The organism is Pedobacter sp., from assembly GCF_037719805.1.
Classification (GTDB): Bacteria; Bacteroidota; Bacteroidia; order Sphingobacteriales; family Sphingobacteriaceae; genus Pedobacter.
In genome coordinates this window covers 402,485-417,461 of record NZ_JBBJLZ010000006.1, presented here as the reverse complement: position 1 = coordinate 417,461, position 14,977 = coordinate 402,485, and the positions used below count along the sequence as shown (strand labels likewise).

The following is a 14,977-nucleotide window of genomic DNA, read 5'->3' as shown; positions in this document are numbered from 1 at the left end:
CTTTTGCATTTGAATATTAAATACGCGTAATTGCATATAATGAAACACTTGTCGCAGTTTATAAAGGAAAAGAGAAAAGAAGAAAAGTTAACGCAGGAAGAATTTGCTGACCGGGCCGGAGTTGCGCTAACTGTGATCAGAAAAATTGAACAAGGAAAGGAGAACTTAAATCTTTCAAGTATAAATCAGGTACTAAAGATGTTTGGATATACGCTTGCACCGGTGTCACTAACTAAAACCGATCAAGGTTATTTATAATGAGAAAGGCAGAAATATTTTATCAGCACTTATTGGCGGGGATACTTACTGAAACTGATGACGGAGAATATACTTTTCAATATAATGCCGATTACATAGCTCATTATCCCAATCTGTTTATTACATTTTCAATGCCTGTCAAAGAAGGAGTGTATTTAGAAAAAAGACTTTTTCCTTTCTTTGAAGGCTTAATACCTGAAGGATGGCTTTTGAATATTGCATCACAAAGTTGGAAGATTAACCCGAACGACAGGATGGGTCTCTTACTCGCCTGTTGTCAGAATTGTATCGGCGCTGTGAGTGTTCAACGTATAAATGGAAACGATGAATAGGAAATGTCTTTATTGTTACGATACTCTTAATGAACTGGAAGGTGATTTTCATAGCAGTTGTAGCCTTGATTTTTTTGGCACAAAGCAACCTCCTGAATTTTCCTATTCTTTAGCACAAATGGATGAATTGGCAAAAGATGTTGTTGAGCGAAGTATAGCCGTTCCAGGAGTGCAACCCAAGCTCTCTTTAACAATGGTGATTAGTGGTGCGTTAGAAGATGGTAAAAGCGGTCGCTTGACAGTCGTTGGTGCGCTCGGTGGCAACTATATTTTCAAACCACCATTGACCTTGTTTCCCGAAATGCCTCAAAATGAACATGTAACTATGAGACTAGCCGAAGCTTATGGAATAAGGACGGCAAAGTCAAGTCTTATCCGTTTAAAATCAGGAGAACTTTCCTACATCACTAAACGCTTTGATAGGAAAGATCAAGGTGAAAAGATACACATGTTAGACATGTATCAAGTCCTGGAGGCCTTCGATAAATATAAAGGCTCCATGGAAAAAGTGGGGAAAGGGATTGGTCAGTACTCGAGCCGTGCCCTTTTCGACAAGCTTACCTATTTTGAACTCACAATCTTCAGCTATTTAACGGGAAATAATGATATGCATCTCAAGAACTTCTCGTTATTGGCAAGGGAAGGAAATTGGGCATTGTCCCCTGCTTATGATCTGCTAAATGTTGCGATTGTCAATCCGGAAGATAAAGAGGAACTGGCGCTTACACTTGATGGCAAAAAGCGAAAGCTTAGGTTGGAACATTTCCAAGGTTTGGGCAATGGACTCGATCTTAACAGTAAACAAATAAGAAGGGTATTCGAAAAGTTCAAAAGCTTCCAGTTGGAAGCTCAAGGGTGGGTCGGAAAGTCCTTTCTATCACAAGAGTATCAACAGAAATATATTGAGTTACTAAAAGAGAGATACACTACCCTTTTTTCGTAAGCTAATTAATTCTTGATTTTTATTGAAGAACTGTTACCGCCAAACCTGCCCATTAAATCTGCTCCTTGAACATTCAAAGAATAATTGCCCGCTTCATCAGTAGCATAAAAACTTATCACTGCCTTTCCATCTTTATTGGTGATAATGTTTGGTTCCCAGTGAACTGTGGACCGCTGATTTTTGACTTCTACGAACTCTGGTAAGTATTTTGGCTGATAGTACCTTTGAGGTGAAAGCATAGATAGTGCATTATAAAAGTTAGATGAAGACTTAACAATTGTAAACCTTACCACTACAGGTTTCGGCCCATTTTCATTGGGCATTATCAATCCCGCTTCTGCATAAGCTTTCAACAACAGCGCCCGCTCTCCGGGTTTGAAGGTTTGTGGTGGCTTAAGAGGGAAAAATTTGTTAGTGTATTGTTCTGAGTACATAATCTCAATCATTTTAGAAGAACTTACGTACTGGCTCATCCAAAACTCTTTAACTCCTTGCCTCGTCTCATCAATCATTACGTGTAAGTCATCAAATTTCCCATCCAATTCACTGATTGTGTGAATCTGCCGTCCTTGCCACGTAAGTATATATCGTTTATCTGTCGAAAATGCTGAGAGATACGGTTCAATCGTCATACCCGGTAGCTTCTGTCTCAATATTTGATACACGTTCTCCGCACCAGTAATTTTTATATCATTTGAGTCTAAAACTATATCTGCAAAACCTACACCTTTCCATTGTCTTTTATTCGTTATGGTTACCTCATCAAGAACGTTGGCAGTAGCGGTGATAGTTTTGCCGGAACCAGCGACTGCGTCTTTAGGAAACAGGACCTTTTTAGGCAATCTATCAAAAAACCATGGTTCTACTAGATAGTGCTTGACAATGGGAAATTCCATATACTTTATGTGATTCCATCTAGTTAGGCTAAGAGTTGTCTTATCAAACCTTGGGAGTTCAAAAGGCTGAAATGCTGCCTTCCATTCGTAACCAACCCAACCTTGCGTCAATAGCAAATTGTCTAAGGCCCTCCACGCGGTAGGTGTGGATCTATTTAAATAAAAGCCAGGCTCTTCAATCAATCCTTTTAAGTTGGAATTGAGCAATAAGCTAACATCAATCCCATGATTACCTTTCATATCAGGCAATACCTGACCGTCGTCGGTTACGGCCAAAGAAAATGAACCCATTACCGGCTTACCAAACTTATCCTTCACATCCACTTCAAGCGAAATGCTATCTCTTGACTTGTAAAATGGCTTACCAGCTGATATAGCGATTTGAAGATTGTCATGATGGTCGATAAAAACAGATCGTTCGTTTATTGCTATCTTCTCTTTAAGCAATAGGATTCTCGCAATTCCTCCAGGAAACAATCTTTTCGAAATCTTAATAACCTTCGGACTGTTCAATATCAATGGCCTGGCATAAGAGACCAGACCTCTCGCTGAACCCACTAAATAAAACAGTTGCTTTTTTACTATAAGGTCTGGACTCGCCTTAACAAATACGCTTATTGAATCACTCTGTTCATCGTTTTCTACTAAAAGAGTTGTACCTGAAACCTTTACTACCGGAAGCTTGTAAGTTGTCTCAGATCCTGTAGGCTTAGTGAGTTTTGCGAGGTACTTCTCCCCAGAAACTGGTTTAAGCTTAAAATTGCCCATGCCTTTGTGCAAGCTTTCAAATGCAGCAACTTCCTTACCTTTGCTGTCAAAAACAATCCCACTTACATCGACGCCTGCTCCGCTCTCTGAAACAGCCTTGAAACCTACAACTCCTGTCACTCCCACAACAAGCTGACCACCTTCCGGTAAGAACTGCAGGTCTATTTTACCAGCCCGGTTCGGGAATAAAGGAATTTGAAGTCTTTGTTTGGTCCCATCTTTTCGGAGATCCAGAATCTCCACTCGAAGACTGCTGATACGTCGTGAATCAGTTAAAGGTGTTAGTAGTTCAAATTTACCATCCTGGGATGTTTGAAGATTTTTATCCAGTAATACCCTGTTACTATCCATCACCATAACATTCAGATTTCTCAACCCTACAGGCATGCGGTCTAAATCCTTTAACGATACTTCGCCTGTCAATTGCTCCTTCCCGTTTACAGTCTTCAAATCAATTGTTGAACTCGCGAGCCAAGAATCGTTAGCGATTTTACCAATGTAAATACGCTTGCTAAAGGCAGAGGCGCTTCCAAAATTCTGCATCCAGTTTGTGTAGGCTTTTATCGTATATCCTCCCTCATGGAATGCGTTTCTAGTCAGAGGAATTTGAGCATTGCCTATGCCGTTCTTGATAACGACTGAAACTCTTCTAATGATGTCTGTGCTATCGTCATGCACTTCTATAAACAGAACTTTGCTTTTGTCGGCGGCCGAGAGATACGTCGCATCCAACACATAAGCCTTGAACCAAAGCGTATCCCCAGCAAAGTATAAGTCCTTGTCTGTGTGTAGGTATATTTTTTCCTGAGGCATCGCCCTTTGAAAGTTTGAAGCAGCCTGCCGAAGTTTACTGACCCCTATTGTGGAGATCTTTTGAGCCTGAACGGCGCTTAGGCCAAGCGTTGATATGAGCAGGTATCGTAAAAGATGCCAAAGAATACCAGTTTTGAGAGCGGTAATTTGAATCATAATTTTTGGCTAGAGAGTTAACTAATATAGTTAAACGCTTGATGTTAAACAAGTAAATGCCTAATTTCATCTTTATGAAAACTTACGCTCTCCTCGTTTTTCTGCTTTTTAACCATTTCAATACAGTCGCTCAGTCCCACTTCACCTTGAGCGGAACTATCCTTGATGAGAATTCTGAGCCTGTCGAAGCAGCTACAGTGTTTATCGATGGCTCCCAGAAGATATCCCAAACTGATGCAAAAGGCCGTTACAGTTTTACCGGATTAACCAGTGGTGGGTATCAACTTGTAGTAAACATGATTGGCTCCGGATCGATGAAACAAGAGGTGTTGATTCAAGACAAATCAATAGTTCTGAATATTAGGCTAACTACCAAATCCCAAAACTTAAAGGAAGTTATAATAACTGGCGATGGCCAGCGACTGAAATATCTGACCACTTTTAAAAAGTTCTTCCTTGGCGAATCCGAGAATGCGAAAAGATGTAAGATACTCAACCTGGAGGTGCTTAATTTCTCTCTTGAAAAACAGATACTCCGAGCCAGTACAAACGATTTCTTATTAATAGAGAACCCAGTATTAGGCTATACAGTCAAATACCTATTAAGGGATTTTCAATACAACGGATACCTTGAAACTACTCAGTATCATGGCGAATGTATCTTCGAAGAGATGGAAGGTTCAGACGCCCAAAAGCAAACATGGCTGGAGAGCAGGAGAGAAGCTTACTATGGCTCACTAATGCATTACCTACGATCGTTACACAAAGGTGATATCAAAAGCCAGGGCTTTTTAACTTATAAAGTGACTAATGATAGACTTCCTGCCGTGATTAATATAGACGCCATAGCGCCTAAGCAATTCGCCCAGCGAGTTGACAGCAACCTCATCAGAATTAGATATAAACGACGACTTTACACCATTTACAACAGAGACCTTGCTGCCCGGAATTATTCCTTCGAAAAAAAAGACCGAATAATTACGCAGTTTAAAGATACAGGGTCAATATTCAGTACAGACGGGCAGATAGATAGTAAAGGTAATTATTTTAGTTACAAAGCATTGCTCATCCAAGGGTATTGGGGGCGAAAGCGGATAGGCGACCAATTACCATACGAGTATGTTCCTGATTAATTCGATCTTTGTTGATATTACAGTAATTGTCAACAATTAAGAAAGCCTTGCATAGACAAATAAGGACGGTAAAATACATTTTATATAAAGAAACATTAGTCCGAACCGGCAGCCTTAAGCAATCCTTTAATTTCTCTGTTCCTTGTGTCTGAATCAGCGAGCGTCCAGCTTACTTGTACAGGTAAAGCTATTCCACCTTCCGGATAGATTTACTTCGTCAAAAAAGAACATGCATTTTCCAGACTAGTTTGCGGATTGAGTTCCTGCCAGGCTTGTAGAATGAAATCTAGTTGATGAGGTTCAAATTGTACCCGCTCATCTTCAAAATTGAAATAGATAATTTGCCCGGGCAATTTCCCCCTGGTCGTTTTTAGTTCTTCAATAGCCAATCGCATCGCTGAAGTTTTACCTACACGCCGAAGACCAATAATAGCCTGTATCTTTTCAAGATCCAAGGATATTCCCGTGTTGCGTACCTAAGCCCTATAGAAGGGTCCCGTTCCTGATTTTGAACCAAAATTTCCTTTATGATCTCTTTCATGTCGAAAAAAGATATAAAATCGTCTTTATTAAAACTATGATTATTCAATAATCGTCTTTTTCAGAAAGACAGTTAAGAGTTAGGCTCGGCTTTGAATCGTACACTTTTCTATTCTAATCACTGTCAAGTGTTTCATTCCCAACTTCGCCGACTTCAAAGTTTTTAGCTATATCTTTGAGTGCAACGTTTTCATTGCTTTAAAATAAGTGCAAGCTATTCGATTGGCTCACTATTATTATATTCTTCGATCAGTTCCAACGCGCGCTGGCTATCTGCTTGAGAAACTTTTAGTGTAACATGACTTGCCACGGTAGTACTTATAATGACTGGATCTATGCTACTTAACAGCTCATTACCAATGTATGCGAATATATCATGTTCCGATAGTAACTGACGCATTAACGATGCTTGCCAAAATTCACCGGAAAAAACTTCGATTTGCATTGATGTGTTTGGAGTGCTCATGTGTTTTTTATTGGGAATTACAAGGTAGACAATTTCGTGATAACGTTTACTACTGGCGTCATCAAATCAGTTTAAGCTTCTGAGCGCTTCTTTAACAATTTCTCGGTTTTGTCTCGATATGGGTACTTTTTCTTGATTTGTTAAAAGTAGCCCTCTCGTATGCTGTATTCTTTCACGTTTTTCACCTCTACCAAAAGTTGTTTACCCAAGGCTTTGAATGTACCTATGAATCCATATGGTTGCTTGGCGCCGTACTTTTGTTCAAGACGTTGGATTTTGCTCCAAGGAATTACTTCGGTACTATCGTTCTCCACAACCCTATACTCATACTCATGGTAATTGTCTTTATTGATTCCAACAGCAATTACAATGGCTTCCGATCCATCAGAAATTATGTAACCCACGAACGACTTCGACATTGATTTTATTGGGGTAGTGAAATAGTCGGTAAGTAAAGGGTTGAGCTTTTTCCCGAGAAGAATAGGGCTAGCAGGTTTTCTTCCAAAGTGCAACTCATCTGTAGGATTATTCAGCCAGTCAAGTGCTTGGTAGACAGCAGTATCTTGCGCAAGGAGGGTGGTGGGCATCTCAGCGTTCAGAAACCTATCTCTAGTAAAAAATTCAAATGCGACGTGCCGACCAAACTTCATAGGAGCTGTTTGAGCACTTGAACTTCCTGAAGTCCACCAACAGGATACTAACCAAACTAAAAAAAGTACACTTTGTTTCATGATGCTTAATTGTTAAATGTTAATTATTACTGCATCAAAAATGTGTTAATGCTAATCCGTTTACAATGATAAAAGAGTATTCGGTAAGTTTGGCATAGCAACCAGCAAAATAACAAACATGTATCAATCGCTCTCCAATTATTGGCAGTTCCTAAAAAGACCCAGACTCTTAAGATTTAGCAAGAATAAACTTGAACTCCGGAAGGATTTTATTACCCTCTTGATCCTCGATTTTGTGATAGCTTTTGCGGTGATGGGAACTATAAGTACTCTACTCCACTATAAGCTCATAAAAGAATATCCAATCATAGATTTAACTAAACAGTACGGTTTGCTGGTTACTGGTATTTTACTGTGCGTAGTAGCGCCTCTTCTGGAAGAAAGCGTCTTTAGATATCAACTCCGAAAGAGAAGGCTTTCTATTTATTTTATAGCGATTTCGCTTGCTTGGATTGTAATTTCAAATGTCAATAACAGCTACCTACAGCTTTCGTTTCTCATTGCATTCATAATTCTGGCGATACTTTGTGATATGCGTTTTAAATCGATGTCAATGACTCGGAGTTATTTGCTATGGCAAAGATGGTATGGATGGTTGTTTTATTTAACGGCCTTTATTTTTGCGTACGCTCACCTAAGTAACATAAAGGGCCTGACAGTAGCTGACCCTTCCTTCATTCTTTACATTTTAGCGCAGTTGGTTGTCGGTATGTCGCTTGGGTATTTGCGCATTAAATATGGGCTGATTTATGCCATGCTCGGTCATGCGAGTTATAACGGCTTGATTTTTATTGCAATGGCATTTAGCGGCAGCTAATCATTAGTCATTCTATTTAGCATTGTGCCGTGGGTCATATCTGGTTTAATACCAAAAGCATAATTGTGTCGTTACTATTCTAACCTCAAAATATGTAATCATATGAAATTATCCCTGACTAAACGAATAAATCTAGCTACCAAACCAGTGCTAATCTTTACTGCCCTTCTCCTGATCTTTGCCAGTTGCAAAAAACAGGATGACGAGACAAAATCTTTGAAATCTAAGATGGTAGGTAAGTGGCAACTCGCAAAAGTGGAAACTACTGTCGCAGGTTCAGCTACTACAACGGTAAATGGAGGAAGTAACGACTACGTAGAATTCAAAAGCGGTGAAGATGATATTGTAGAAATCAACTTAGCCCCTTCACTTCAATCAGGTACCTATTCTGTAACCGTTGGTAATACTTTTTACATGTCAATAGGGGCTAAACTACATGCAGGTGCACCCACGTTAATCAATGACAATAAGTTTGAGTTTACCGCAACCGAGGAGAAATCAACACCAAATACAGTTAGAAAGTATTTTCTTGTCCGCTAAGAGATAAACAGTGATCCTGATGTCAAGGTTCCGAATAAAATGTCTCTAAGTTTTCACACTCATATCCGAGTTTGTTCACTACGGAGATAATTTCTTCGTTTTTGTTAACGCTGGATATTACCCGTAAGATCCTATCAGAATCAAACAAATCAATTGTCCATTTTAAGTCTTCTTTTAGAGAATTCAGATAGGGCGTTAATTTGTTTAGATCCTGACTAGAAGCTACGCTTGTTTTAAAGATTGATATCATAATAGGTTTAATTTATTCTAATCCTGTTTTAGTTGGGTTCCAGAAAGGCTTTGTTTTTATACGGCGAGCGTCCCATTTCAATTCCTTACGGAGGTGGGTGCTTAGCGCAAGACAGACCCGACTATCACCGCCTATGTATACGATTGTATTAGACGAAATATCTTTTAAGGTGTCAGGAAGTAAATTTAATAGCGTTGGAACAGCGTTCGTGCTGGAGATTTCAAGGAAATCAAAAGGTTTGCTGCCATTCAGGTCTGCAAAAAGATTTTCTTTTCTGTCATCGTAAATGAGACTTTTAATCACCTTCCCCTTACCAAGGTTCCGATGCACTTCGTACAAGTGGCCTAGTGCAGCGGAGTCTCCTACAAATAGATAGTTATCTGCGGAGTTATCTACCACCAGATTGCATTTTTTCCAGGTAAAAGATACTTCATCACCCACTCTGCATTCCTTTGCCCATGTAGAACCTGGGCCTCCGGCATGTGTGCATACTGCCAACTCAAGTGTTCCATTCAGTTTATTGAGTTTCCATGCTGAATAGCTCCGCAGGTTGTCTTTAAAGGCCAGATCCTTACCGCGGCCAACAAAAACACGAACAAAATAACCGGGTAGATAATTGGCTTTTTTTAATGCTTCACCATGCAACTGTATATGATAAGTTGTAGGATTGAGCTGCGTTTTATAGGAAATAGTAGCCTTTTCCAAAAAGCCCGCAATTAGGTTAGTTATAATTCCCATGTTAAACCTCAGGTTGACTGCTTGCTGTGTTCTTTCCATCACCTTTGCGGATGTCTTCGCAGCAATTAAACATTCTACTCCCCAATTTTTCCTTAAAGCGCTCGCGTTCTTCAGGTGTCATTGTTTTTACCCGTTCCGCCATGCGATTTTTGAAGTGCGTCTTGTCTCCCCTAAAACCACCCATCCGTCCGAAGCCAAATAGAAGCTTGCAAAGAATGAAGATCCCTGCTGCCTGCCAAATGTTTACTGCTTCGACTTGGATAATTTGAGGTAGAAGGTTATTCCAAAGCAACATTACCACCAGACTAACCAGTGAAAGGAATGCTATTGCCATAATTGGGATAAAAATGAAGCGGGCTGCCCGCGGCATTCTGTAATATATCTTTTTCATAATTACTTGATTAATCAGTTAACTCGTCGTACAATTGTTTTAGCCGCTCCCGCAAATGCAACACTGCATACCTTTTTCTTGAAACAAGGGTTTGCACGTTCACACCCGTTTGTTCCGCAATCGTCTGGAATGGAATACCGTCTAGCTCCTGCCATATAAAAACCTGTTTCTGCTCTTCAGGCAAGTCGTCCAGCGCCAGGAACAATTGTTTCCAGAATAGATTTCGCAGATACTCAGTTTCCGGTGTAGTAGAGTCAGAGAAGAGTATGGAACTGTAATCGAATTCGTCTTCTTCTTCAAACAAATCATCCAATGAACTTTCCGTTCGCTTCCTGTATTTATCGGTGATTTTGTTTCTGGCAACTTTATAAAGCCAGGCACTCGTTTGTTCCACTGGTGAGGTATTCACGATGAGGCTTAGACTATACCAGATATCCTGCAGAATATCTTGTGCATCAGCATCGTTTTTTACCCTTCCACGGATGAACGACAACAGCCCTTTTCCATAATCTTGTATGGTTTTTAATAGGTAACTGTTATTGTCTTCGCGCATCGGCCGTTAAAAAAATGTACTTTGTTTAGTAAGGTAGACGATCGACGAGGGTAAACATTTCAAAGAAATGCAAATTAATTTAAGAACGTTGGTTTCCGGGCTTAGAAATGTACCACGCCCAGTAGATCAACACAAACTGCACTGGAAGTCTTATGATTGCCAGGGTAATGGAACCAATGGCGGGATGACTTTTAAAGACGTCAATGAAATGTAATGGTAGAAACATAATCATGAGCATCACAACACCAGTAGCAGCAGGTTTACGATATTTTTCAAATAACAAGCCAGCACCTAAAATGACTTCTACTATGCCGACTAGAATATTGGTCAGTAGAAGTGGCATCCAATCAGGAATAAAGGGACTGTAAATTCTGAAATTGATAAAATGATTGATACCTGCAATAATGAGGATTGCAGCAAATAGTATAGTAAGGGTCCGCTTAAATGTTTTCATTTGAAAGCATACTATTGATAGTAGAAATTAATTAGGCCATTTCTTTGAAAATGTCGTTAATTTGAAGCAAAATGTCAAACGATAAATATTTCAGCTCGTCAGCGATTTTAAAATGGACACTGTTATTAATTATTGTGGGAGTAGCCGCCGGAACACTATCGGCCTTGTTTTTGGCTTCGCTGAACTGGGTTACTAATTATCGAGAATCACATCAGTGGCTAATTTATCTGCTTCCAATTGCGGGGTTGATTATTGGTTTGCTTTATTACCACAAAGGAAAAGAGGTGGAGCGTGGAAATAACCTCGTGTTTGATTCAATTCATAACCCAAAAGACGTTATTCCTCTAAAAATGTTGCCCCTGGTTTTAGGAGGTACTTTGATTACACATCTGTTCGGAGGATCGGCTGGGAGAGAAGGAACGGCATTGCAGATGTCCGCTTCTGTAGCAGATCAATTACATAAGCCCTTTAAACTAAATTCAGAAGAGCGGAGTATTTTGCTCATTGCTGGTTTAAGTGCCGGTTTTGCATCTGTGTTTGGTACACCGCTCGCCGGTGCTATCTTCGGAATAGAGGTTTTGCTGATGAGGAAGTTTCCGGTAAAAGCGATTATCCCTGCTGTACTAGCAGCCTATCTCGGTGCACTCGTTACTGAACTTTGGGGCGTTGGCCATACCCATTATTACATTACCGAGGTTCCTTCCTTTTCTCTAAAAGGTATGGGCCTTGGTACTATCGCTGGTATTTCATTCGGACTAGCTGCCGTATTATTCGTGAAATCGACACATTATATTTCTAGTTTCTCAAAGTTGATCAAGTACCCGCCGTTAAGGCTAGTCGTCGGAGGATTAATAATAGTTCTTGCTTTTCTGATACTCGACAGCACCAAATACCTTGGGCTAGGCGTACCCGAAATCGTCAGATCTTTCGAGCAACCTTCTTTACCTCAAGACTTTTTGCTAAAGATATTACTTACGGCAGTCACATTAGGGTTCGGTTTTAAAGGAGGAGAAGTTACTCCACTATTTTTTATAGGCGCAACCTTAGGCAGCGCATTGTCTATATATCTACCACTGCCTGTAGGGTTGTTGGCAGGCATGGGCTTCATGGCGGTCTTTTCTGCTGCTGCAAAAACACCGATTGCCTGCTGTTTCATGGCCATTGAGCTCTTTGGTATTTCTTGTGGAATTTTTGTAGCGATCGCCTGTATTGTGGCTTATCTTGTTTCCGGCAAACAAGGCATTTACAATTTCCCGGAGAACAAAACTCCACGTCACTTTGTATTCGGCTCCTTCTCTCTATTTTCTTAATCCTTTCCCAAAGCAATCTATAATTCTTATTTTTGCCGTTTATTAAGAATTACACCACGCTGCGGAAGCGTTAATCAACATAGTACTAATGGATTACCAATTTACAGAAATCGAGCAAAAATGGCAAAAACACTGGGCTCAAAATCAAACCTTTAAAGTAGAACAAGATAGCGCAAAGCCTAAATTCTATGTGCTTGATATGTTTCCTTATCCATCTGGAGCTGGTCTGCACGTTGGTCACCCGCTTGGTTACATTGCTTCAGACATTTTCGCGCGTTATAAAAGACTAAAAGGATTCAATGTTTTGCACCCAATGGGATATGATTCCTTCGGACTACCAGCAGAGCAGTATGCAATACAAACCGGTCAGCACCCCGCTTTAACTACGGATACCAATATCAATACCTACCGTACGCAGTTGGACCAGATTGGGTTCTCTTTCGATTGGAGTAAAGAAGTTCGTACCAGTGATCCGGAATATTACAAATGGACACAATGGATATTCATGCAACTTTTTAACTCCTGGTATAACCTGGAGACGGATCGTGCAGAAGACATCACTACCTTGGTTGAAAAGTTCAACAGCGCCGGCAGTGCCGATGTAAAAGCTGTGTGTGATGAAGATGTCCGTTCTTTTCTGCCGACAGACTGGGCCACCATGTCTGAAGAAGAGCGGCAAGCTGAACTTTTAAAGTATCGTCTTACTTACCTTCGCGAAAGTACCGTAAACTGGTGTGCCGCTTTGGGAACAGTTTTGGCGAATGACGAAGTTAAAGATGGCTATTCTGAAAGAGGTGGCCACCCGGTTGAGCAGAAGAAAATGATGCAATGGAGCATGCGGATTTCTGCCTATGCTGAGCGTTTGCTTCAAGGCCTAAACACCATTGATTGGCCAGAACCGGTCAAAGAAATGCAACGCAACTGGATTGGTAAGAGCATCGGTGCAAGCGTAAGGTTTGCGATTGATAATGTTCCTGCCGGATTACCAGAATATATAGAAGTTTTCACAACCAGAGTGGATACTATTTTCGGTGTGTCTTATCTGGTATTAGCACCAGAGCATGAGTTGGTTTCCGCATTAACCACTGTAGAACAGCAAGACGCAGTTAGCACTTACATCGCTCAGACTAAAAAGAAATCAGAACTCGACCGTATGGCTGATACTAAAACGGTATCAGGGGCCTTTACAGGAAGTTATGTAATTAATCCTGTAGATGGCACGCGTATTCAACTTTGGATTGCCGATTATGTGCTTGCAGGGTATGGAACGGGTGCAGTAATGGGTGTGCCAAGTGGCGATCAGCGCGACTGGTTGTTTGCGACACATTTCAACTTACCAATCATCCAAATCTTAGACGGTCAAAAAGATATCGATCAACAAGCCGATCCAACAAAAGAAGGTGTTTATATCAACTCTGGATTTGTGAATGGCTTAACTTATAAAGAAGCAATTTCTACTTTAAATATTTGGTTGGAGGAAAACGGAGCTGGTAAAGCAAAGATCAATTACCGGATGCGTGACGCAATCTTTGGTCGCCAGCGTTATTGGGGAGAACCACTTCCCGTATACTTTAAAGATGGATTGCCATATCTAATTAAAGAAGAAGAGCTTCCATTACTGCTTCCTGAGATAGACAAATACTTGCCGACAGAAACTGGCGAACCGCCTTTAGGTAGGGCTGAAAACTGGAGTTATGAAGACCAATTTGAATATGAATTAAGTACGATGCCAGGTTGGGCAGGTTCCAGCTGGTATTGGTACCGGTATATGGACTCTCAGAACAGTTCAGAATTTGCTTCCAAAGAAGCGATCGAGTACTGGAAAGATGTGGATCTTTACATCGGTGGTGCAGAACATGCAACAGGGCATTTGCTCTATAGCAGATACTGGAACAAGTTTTTGAAAGATCTTGGCTATGTGAAGGAAGAGGAGCCTTTCAAAAAACTAATTAACCAAGGTATGATTCAGGGGCGTAGCAACTTTGTTTACCGCGTGGTAGACGAGGATGGCCGTGGCACTAATACGTTGGTTTCGCAAGGACTAAGAAAAGATTACAAGACTACTGCGTTGCATGTTGACGTTAACATTGTAGAGAACGAAATTTTGAATATCGACAAGTTCAAGCTGTTCAGGCCAGAGTTTGCAGAAGCTGAATTTATTCTGGAGAACGAGAAATACGTCTGTGGCGTTGAAGTTGAGAAGATGTCTAAGTCCAAATTCAACGTGGTTAACCCGGATGTGCTGATTGCAAATTACGGTGCCGATACCTTGCGCATGTATGAAATGTTCTTAGGGCCCTTGGAGCAAAGTAAGCCCTGGAATACCAATGGTATTGAAGGTGTGTTCAAGTTCTTGCGTAAGTTTTGGAGATTATTTCACAACGATCAATGGGTGTTCAGTGTAGAAGATTCCATGCCTTCGAAAGCCGAATTGAAAGCGCTGCATAAGATTATTAAGAAAGTCCAGGATGATATTGAGCGTTTTTCATTCAATACCTCTGTTTCTAGCTTTATGATTGCCGTAAATGAGCTTACAGATTTCAAATGCAAAAACCGTCAGGTTTTAGAAGATCTGGTTATCGTTTTAGCATCTTATGCGCCGCATATTTGTGAAGAGCTGTGGTCGCAATTGGGTCATGAGCCAGGCAGCTTGTCATTTGCTAAATATCCAACCTTCAATCCGGAGTACCTAGTAGAAGATGAGTTCAGCTACCCAATATCTGTAAACGGGAAAACAAGGTTGAACTTGAATCTAAGCTTGTCGCTTGATGTCAAAGAAATTGAAGATCTTGTTTTAGCGAATGAAGACGTTCAAAAGTATTTAGACGGTAAAACTCCAAAAAAGGTTATCGTGGTTAAAGGCAGGATTGTAAATTTAGTCGTTTAAT

General features: G+C 40.5%; 17 protein-coding genes. 8 read left to right on the top strand and 9 right to left on the bottom strand.

The window, feature by feature from the left end; all coding sequences use genetic code 11:
- Positions 1-39 precede the first annotated feature (39 nt).
- Genes WKF66_RS21240 through WKF66_RS21230 form a run of 3 tightly spaced genes read left to right on the top strand, consistent with a single transcriptional unit; the run spans position 40 to position 1,533 of the window.
- Positions 40-258, top strand: coding sequence for a type II toxin-antitoxin system Y4mF family antitoxin (locus WKF66_RS21240; protein WP_489676519.1), 219 nt, complete (start codon positions 40-42; stop codon positions 256-258).
- The gene (locus tag WKF66_RS21235; RefSeq protein ID WP_489676518.1) at positions 258-590 is read left to right on the top strand and encodes a HipA N-terminal domain-containing protein; all 333 of its coding nucleotides are present in this window, start codon (positions 258-260) and stop codon (positions 588-590) included. Before WKF66_RS21240 ends, WKF66_RS21235 begins: the two co-directional genes overlap by 1 nt.
- A complete protein-coding gene (locus WKF66_RS21230; RefSeq protein ID WP_489676517.1) occupies positions 583-1,533 on the top strand; it encodes a HipA domain-containing protein in 951 nt (316 codons plus the stop codon). The genes WKF66_RS21235 and WKF66_RS21230 overlap by 8 nt, the downstream gene beginning before the upstream one ends.
- Before the next feature lie 5 nt (positions 1,534-1,538).
- Here WKF66_RS21230 and WKF66_RS21225 read toward each other — a convergent pair whose 3' ends face one another.
- Positions 1,539-4,166, bottom strand: coding sequence for a hypothetical protein (locus tag WKF66_RS21225; RefSeq protein WP_489676516.1), 2,628 nt, complete (start codon positions 4,164-4,166; stop codon positions 1,539-1,541).
- Positions 4,167-4,240: 74 nt separating this feature from the next.
- Between WKF66_RS21225 and WKF66_RS21220 the strand changes: the two genes are divergently transcribed.
- Positions 4,241-5,299 (top strand): carboxypeptidase-like regulatory domain-containing protein, encoded by a 1,059-nt coding sequence (locus WKF66_RS21220; RefSeq protein ID WP_489676515.1) that lies wholly within the window; start codon positions 4,241-4,243, stop codon positions 5,297-5,299.
- A 209-nt stretch (positions 5,300-5,508) separates the two neighbouring features.
- Here the strand turns inward: WKF66_RS21220 and WKF66_RS21215 are convergent, their stop codons facing one another.
- From WKF66_RS21215 to WKF66_RS21205, 3 genes are all read right to left on the bottom strand, one after another.
- Entirely contained in the window at positions 5,509-5,754 is a 246-nt protein-coding gene (locus WKF66_RS21215) for an AAA family ATPase (RefSeq protein ID WP_489676514.1), read from the bottom strand.
- Between the two features lie 299 nt (positions 5,755-6,053).
- Positions 6,054-6,239, bottom strand: coding sequence for a hypothetical protein (locus WKF66_RS21210; protein ID WP_489676513.1), 186 nt, complete (start codon positions 6,237-6,239; stop codon positions 6,054-6,056).
- 206 nt (positions 6,240-6,445) lie between these two features.
- Positions 6,446-7,036 (bottom strand): hypothetical protein, encoded by a 591-nt coding sequence (locus tag WKF66_RS21205; protein ID WP_489676512.1) that lies wholly within the window; start codon positions 7,034-7,036, stop codon positions 6,446-6,448.
- A 118-nt stretch (positions 7,037-7,154) separates the two neighbouring features.
- Here WKF66_RS21205 and WKF66_RS21200 point away from each other — a divergent pair, with 118 nt between their 5' ends.
- Positions 7,155-7,853, top strand: a complete 699-nt coding sequence (locus WKF66_RS21200; protein WP_489676511.1) for a CPBP family glutamic-type intramembrane protease — start codon at positions 7,155-7,157, stop codon at positions 7,851-7,853.
- A 102-nt stretch (positions 7,854-7,955) separates the two neighbouring features.
- Entirely contained in the window at positions 7,956-8,393 is a 438-nt protein-coding gene (locus WKF66_RS21195) for a lipocalin family protein (protein ID WP_489676510.1), read from the top strand.
- Between the two features lie 22 nt (positions 8,394-8,415).
- On the opposite strand, the gene WKF66_RS21190 is transcribed toward WKF66_RS21195, so the two are convergent.
- The 5 genes from WKF66_RS21190 to WKF66_RS21170 form a co-directional block, all read right to left on the bottom strand.
- Complete coding sequence (locus WKF66_RS21190) at positions 8,416-8,643, bottom strand: hypothetical protein (protein WP_489676509.1); 228 nt, start codon at positions 8,641-8,643, stop codon at positions 8,416-8,418.
- Between the two features lie 12 nt (positions 8,644-8,655).
- Positions 8,656-9,381 (bottom strand): siderophore-interacting protein, encoded by a 726-nt coding sequence (locus WKF66_RS21185; protein WP_489676508.1) that lies wholly within the window; start codon positions 9,379-9,381, stop codon positions 8,656-8,658.
- 1 nt (position 9,382) lies between these two features.
- Positions 9,383-9,772 carry a hypothetical protein gene (locus WKF66_RS21180; protein WP_489676507.1) on the bottom strand — a complete coding sequence of 130 codons (390 nt, stop codon included), beginning with the start codon at positions 9,770-9,772 and terminating at the stop codon, positions 9,383-9,385.
- 10 nt (positions 9,773-9,782) lie between these two features.
- On the bottom strand, positions 9,783-10,325 hold the full coding sequence (locus WKF66_RS21175) for an RNA polymerase sigma factor (protein WP_489676506.1): 543 nt from the start codon (positions 10,323-10,325) through the stop codon (positions 9,783-9,785).
- 79 nt (positions 10,326-10,404) lie between these two features.
- Positions 10,405-10,779, bottom strand: coding sequence for a DoxX family protein (locus WKF66_RS21170; RefSeq protein ID WP_489676505.1), 375 nt, complete (start codon positions 10,777-10,779; stop codon positions 10,405-10,407).
- 71 nt (positions 10,780-10,850) lie between these two features.
- Between WKF66_RS21170 and WKF66_RS21165 the strand changes: the two genes are divergently transcribed.
- On the top strand, positions 10,851-12,089 hold the full coding sequence (locus WKF66_RS21165; RefSeq protein ID WP_489676504.1) for a voltage-gated chloride channel family protein: 1,239 nt from the start codon (positions 10,851-10,853) through the stop codon (positions 12,087-12,089).
- An 88-nt stretch (positions 12,090-12,177) separates the two neighbouring features.
- Entirely contained in the window at positions 12,178-14,976 is a 2,799-nt protein-coding gene (gene leuS, locus WKF66_RS21160) for a leucine--tRNA ligase (protein ID WP_489676503.1), read from the top strand.
- Position 14,977 lies beyond the last annotated feature (1 nt).

Excerpts from the sequence above, each read along its gene's own strand:
- WKF66_RS21210 (WP_489676513.1), bottom strand. The coding sequence starts at position 6,239 with ATGCGTCAGTTACTATCGGAACATGATATATTCGCATACATTGGTAAT.
- WKF66_RS21170 (WP_489676505.1), bottom strand. The coding sequence starts at position 10,779 with ATGAAAACATTTAAGCGGACCCTTACTATACTATTTGCTGCAATCCTC.
- WKF66_RS21200 (WP_489676511.1), top strand. The coding sequence starts at position 7,155 with ATGTATCAATCGCTCTCCAATTATTGGCAGTTCCTAAAAAGACCCAGA.
- WKF66_RS21185 (WP_489676508.1), bottom strand. The coding sequence starts at position 9,381 with ATGGGAATTATAACTAACCTAATTGCGGGCTTTTTGGAAAAGGCTACT.
- leuS (WP_489676503.1), top strand. The coding sequence starts at position 12,178 with ATGGATTACCAATTTACAGAAATCGAGCAAAAATGGCAAAAACACTGG.
- WKF66_RS21190 (WP_489676509.1), bottom strand. The coding sequence starts at position 8,643 with ATGATATCAATCTTTAAAACAAGCGTAGCTTCTAGTCAGGATCTAAAC.
- WKF66_RS21175 (WP_489676506.1), bottom strand. The coding sequence starts at position 10,325 with ATGCGCGAAGACAATAACAGTTACCTATTAAAAACCATACAAGATTAT.
- WKF66_RS21180 (WP_489676507.1), bottom strand. The coding sequence starts at position 9,772 with ATGAAAAAGATATATTACAGAATGCCGCGGGCAGCCCGCTTCATTTTT.
- WKF66_RS21205 (WP_489676512.1), bottom strand. The coding sequence starts at position 7,036 with ATGAAACAAAGTGTACTTTTTTTAGTTTGGTTAGTATCCTGTTGGTGG.
- WKF66_RS21195 (WP_489676510.1), top strand. The coding sequence starts at position 7,956 with ATGAAATTATCCCTGACTAAACGAATAAATCTAGCTACCAAACCAGTG.
- WKF66_RS21225 (WP_489676516.1), bottom strand. The coding sequence starts at position 4,166 with ATGATTCAAATTACCGCTCTCAAAACTGGTATTCTTTGGCATCTTTTA.
- WKF66_RS21220 (WP_489676515.1), top strand. The coding sequence starts at position 4,241 with ATGAAAACTTACGCTCTCCTCGTTTTTCTGCTTTTTAACCATTTCAAT.
- WKF66_RS21235 (WP_489676518.1), top strand. The coding sequence starts at position 258 with ATGAGAAAGGCAGAAATATTTTATCAGCACTTATTGGCGGGGATACTT.
- WKF66_RS21230 (WP_489676517.1), top strand. The coding sequence starts at position 583 with ATGAATAGGAAATGTCTTTATTGTTACGATACTCTTAATGAACTGGAA.
- WKF66_RS21240 (WP_489676519.1), top strand. The coding sequence starts at position 40 with ATGAAACACTTGTCGCAGTTTATAAAGGAAAAGAGAAAAGAAGAAAAG.
- WKF66_RS21165 (WP_489676504.1), top strand. The coding sequence starts at position 10,851 with ATGTCAAACGATAAATATTTCAGCTCGTCAGCGATTTTAAAATGGACA.